The sequence below is a fragment of the Pseudomonas sp. NFACC13-1 genome, assembly GCF_900104425.1.
GTDB lineage: Bacteria > Pseudomonadota > Gammaproteobacteria > Pseudomonadales > Pseudomonadaceae > Aquipseudomonas > Aquipseudomonas fluorescens_AA.
In genome coordinates this window covers 1-3167 of the sequence record NZ_FMXV01000064.1, presented here as the reverse complement: position 1 = coordinate 3167, position 3167 = coordinate 1, and the positions used below count along the sequence as shown (strand labels likewise).

General features: G+C 48.0%; 5 protein-coding genes. All 5 read right to left on the bottom strand.

The window, feature by feature from the left end:
- Positions 1-236: hypothetical protein (locus BLQ55_RS32350; protein ID WP_218130133.1), on the bottom strand; the 236-nt coding region annotated here is incomplete at its 3' end.
- 218 nt (positions 237-454) lie between these two features.
- A complete protein-coding gene (locus BLQ55_RS30990; protein WP_092259518.1) occupies positions 455-796 on the bottom strand; it encodes a DUF6124 family protein in 342 nt (113 codons plus the stop codon).
- Positions 797-1284: 488 nt separating this feature from the next.
- Complete coding sequence (locus BLQ55_RS30985; RefSeq protein WP_092259515.1) at positions 1285-1905, bottom strand: hypothetical protein; 621 nt, start codon at positions 1903-1905, stop codon at positions 1285-1287.
- Between the two features lie 51 nt (positions 1906-1956).
- Positions 1957-2313: a hypothetical protein gene (locus tag BLQ55_RS30980; RefSeq protein ID WP_092205392.1), complete on the bottom strand. Its 357-nt coding sequence runs from the start codon at positions 2311-2313 to the stop codon at positions 1957-1959.
- 307 nt (positions 2314-2620) lie between these two features.
- Positions 2621-2950: an antitoxin YezG family protein gene (locus BLQ55_RS30975; protein WP_176814275.1), complete on the bottom strand. Its 330-nt coding sequence runs from the start codon at positions 2948-2950 to the stop codon at positions 2621-2623.
- Positions 2951-3167 lie beyond the last annotated feature (217 nt).

Sequence of the window (3167 nt, the reverse complement as noted above, 5' to 3'; positions counted from 1 at the left end):
CCCCGAGGCGCGCAGATGATAGCCACCAGCCAGCAACGTTCAAGGGATTTCAGCAATCGCTTGGTCTGGCTGTGTCGTGACGCACATTGCGAGCCGTTTCCGCACGCCGAAACGCTGGAAAAACCAGGGCTCATCAGGGTATCGGCAGAAAATGGCGTTCCGTTAAGAGATTGTGCGGGCAGGCTCCGAGACCTATCGGCTACCTGCCGGGCATAGAACAGTTGAACCGGGGACATGGTTAACCTGTACCTGGTCGTGAACTTGAACAGTAAGGTTGGGCGGTTCAGCCTTTAATAAAACTTGGGCTAGGGACTGTAGGAGCTGTCGAGCGAAGCGAGGCTGCGATCCTTTGATCGTCGCCTGAAAGTCAACTTTCAGGTTCAGATCGCAGCCTCGCTTCGCTCGCACGCGCCTACCCAAAAACGGATTTGATCAAATCCGCTTCTCTCAGCACCTATCTGGGGTCTACGACATCCAGCGCCCGGTTTGCCAACATCTGCCCCAGTTCAATCAGCTGTTGCAGTCCCAAGGCAAAATGCCGTCGAGAACCTTCCAGTTCGAACGCCAAGTCATTGGCCATGACATTGGCAGAAGCCAGGGTTTCGCTGAGGTTGGCCAGCAGGCTCTCAGCATCAATGCCCTCCACGACAGTGAATAGCTGGTCGGGAGATGACTGCTTGTCAGGCTGGGCTGGTTTGGGGTTCAGATAGGAATCGATGACACGTTCGGCGTTGGCGTCGGCCGCGATGTCCAGATGCAGCGGGGGAACGGGTGGGTCTGGTATGAGCTTGTCCATGGAATACCCCTAACGTAAGTGAGAGCCGCCACGTTCGCTGCTAAACGAATGGGTGGCAGCCATGCGCAGGTTAGCAGACCGGTACGTTAGGAGACCGGCGCACCCGAAGATGCCCTGCGCACAGCAGCCATTAAACTTCGAGCAATAAAATGCCCGCACTGAATGGCAGTTACCATGCGCCTAACGTGATTCCGAGCTGCTAAACCCGACCGCTGGATTGGCAGCGGCGAACAAAGACTAGGCACCAGAATCGGCAGGCGCAAGGGTTTGGAATTTTCTAGGAAATGTCCTGCAAGTCAATGGGAAACGTCCCAATACAAGATATTTCGTTCTATCGAAACCGTCGGGTGCGTATCCTAGCCAGTGCTGGGTAAGGTGGTGTTTCGCTCGTAAAAAAGAAAGAAAGGAAATATGAAAGCAAGGGGTATATTTTATTTAAGAACAGAGCAATTAAATAAATCCACCCCTTTACCTTAATCATACTAGCCCTAGTTAGTTATAAAGAACCCACTCTCGGTGAGAGCACATCTTCCTCCGGCCCGCCAGAATCTAAAATAGGGTTCCAGATCAATATCGAACTTAAACAACGGCCACCCAATATACCAAGCAAGGTAATAATCCGCAGCCAATCCATAAAGCGCCTCAAACAGCGCATAAATTTGCTCAGCTTCAGAAATCCGGCTCCCTCTGATCGCATCCCCAATCTCATCAAAAACCCAATAATGAGGAATATCTTTTTGAAGCCAGCGATCCATATCGTGACCATTAACAAAAAGCACTCGGGCATCTTCACAAATACTGAGGATTTCGGAATCACCGAGAACCCCACATACTCTTTCTTGCTCCTTGAGCCACTCCCGACCTAGCTGAATTAACTCATCATTTCCAACTTTAAGTCTTGGCAAGAGATACAGAGAGGAGTCCATATCTCCGGAGGCAAGAACGCGCTCAGTTCTATCAACCAACGCTTCCGAGGACGGAAAATAACTAAATATACGTCGAATCTCCTCAGAGCCACTGTGCGCTTTCAACAATCCCAAAAAGTGAGACTTATCAAAAACCGCCCTGTCTTCACAGAAGGCACACCAGTCCGACAACAAAGAATTCATGTTTAGTTCTCGCCAGCTTTTGGTGAAGGCGGCAATAAATCCTCGCAACCGTTACTCTTCGTCCCAGAATTCCCCTGGTGGTGCATATTCACCGTCCCTCAAGATAGCGCACCAACCAAAACTCCTATAAAACATCTCAAGATCAATTATTTCATAAACCCCACCCCCGATATCCTTCAGCGTAATCAGACCAGAAGCATGATGCGTATACTGACCACCCGCCCCTGCAACAGCTCTTAACTCCAATTCCTTCCGATCCCACCCCAACACCACTCCAGACGATTCAGGAATAGTTTCCGCAAAAAAAACCTCAAACTCGCTGGCGATCTTGCATACACAGGGAATCCGCTTCTGCCGAAGCAACTCATCCGTAACCAAATTCTTGGGAAATTCAATTTTCAACTTCATTACAACGCACTCCGAGGCACAACAACCTCACCTGTAGATTTTTTCTCAAAGAAGAAAACAGGAAAAAGACCATGTTTTCTCTTTAAAAAACTGTACAGAAACGTGGGCTGTCCCCGGCCCCCCTCGTAAACAGGAGACAGCTTTAACAATTAACATTAAGATTCTGACAAAACCGAAAATACAGACTTATAAGAAAAGGGGACAGATTTATTTGGAAACCTAGGAGCCTAACAATTAAATAAATCCGCCCCTTTTCCAACAAATAAATCCGGCCCTTTTTTCCAAGCCCCTACCTCCGCAAAAAAATTTAATCATCATAATTGTAGTCAATACTAATTTTCATTTTCTCTACATCCAAAGTAACTGCACACGAAGACCAAGGCTTCCCATTTTGGCACAATCCATTTTCAACATAGTAGCGCCGGAGCTCAACCAATAACTCTGTCAAATCTCCCACAGCCCTGCTGCCTGGATCAAACCAGCTTGAGCGGCTTGTTTTATCGAAATAATCAAACTCATAACTTCCTCCATCGCCCTCGGCAAAAAGTCTAGCTCTAACAACTATTTTCTGAGCTTCCGAGGGACCAGCATCCAATAAAAGTTGGCCAATTTTTTGATACAGCCCCTGCTCGCTCATCAGTTTCCACCTTAGGTGCATTTTTTTAAAAGAGAAAAGGGGACAAGAGAAGAGAAAAAGAGAAAAAGAGACAGATTTATTTAAGAACAGCGCAATTAAATAAATCCGCCCCCTTTTCCGCTCTTGACGCCCAGCTCACGCAGCATGGACCGGATCGAACTGCGGAAATCCGAGAAATCATCGACGATCAGAAAACTTTTTTGGTGGTACGCCAGCA